The sequence below is a fragment of the Streptococcus sp. GMD4S genome, assembly GCF_000296955.1.
Genome location: NZ_AJRE01000025.1, coordinates 1 through 909, shown reverse-complemented (window position 1 = coordinate 909; position 909 = coordinate 1). Strand labels below are relative to the sequence as shown.

2 protein-coding genes are annotated in these 909 nt (G+C 36.1%); both read left to right on the top strand.

All coding sequences use genetic code 11. From position 1 onward, the window contains the following. A partial coding sequence (locus GMD4S_RS00465) for a DUF2812 domain-containing protein (RefSeq protein ID WP_000352981.1) occupies positions 1–508 on the top strand: 508 nt, incomplete at its 5' end. A 34-nt stretch (positions 509–542) separates the two neighbouring features. Further along, the coding region (locus GMD4S_RS00460) for a DUF2812 domain-containing protein (RefSeq protein ID WP_008289008.1) at positions 543–909 on the top strand (367 nt) is incomplete at its 3' end.

Genomic DNA, 909 nt, shown 5'->3' with positions numbered 1-909 from the left:
AGAAATGCATGCTGAGGGCTGGAAACTTAGGAAAGTAAGCTATTCTATCTTATTGTTTGTAGTCAAGTATACCTTTGAAAAGTGTCAGCCTGAGCAGGTGTCTTATCAGTTGGATTTTTACCCGATGGAAAAATCAGAGAGATCCTCCTATTTACAACTATTTAAAGATTGTGGTTGGGAGCATATTACAGACTTTAATAGTTTTTCCTATTTTAGAAAAGCACATTCTGAAATTGAATCGGATGCAGAGTTTGAAATTTATAACGATGCTACTGGGAAGTTAGCTATGGTTAATCGCATTTTAAGACTGCGATTAGTACCTGTTTTACTTTTGCTAGCCATACATATACCATTCTTACTTAAATTGCTCAATAGAAGTAATGCGTATGGTCTATGGAGTTTTCTTGCGGTCGGGCTAGATGTTTTCTGGTCTTTAATCCTTTTGTTAATAGTTGCCTATATTAGCTGGAAGTTATGGCATAAAAAGAAGGAATTATCAGATTTATGATAGGCTAGGTATGCTCAAAATTGGAGGGGAAGTCATGATCAATAAAAAGCAATTTCGGATTTTTACCATTGTTGATTTGGACAAGGAAGAAGAGTATTTGCGTGAGATGCACTTGAAAGGCTGGAGATATAGAACGAGTCGTTTTGGTTTTTTCTATTTTTGCCAATGCCAACCTGACGATGTCATCTACCGTATCTATGATTCTAGATTTCTTAAAAAGTATAAGCATGAACTGCAAGATTTTAGAAATAGCGGTTGGGAATTGATAGAAACAGGTTTTTGTTCAATTCTTCGTAAACCAACTTCTGATATACTTTCAGAGGAGAAAGTCTATATGAGTAAGGGTCTCAGATGGGAAGTTATGCGGTCTAGACTTCGTTCCTGTATAGCCACTTTTTCAG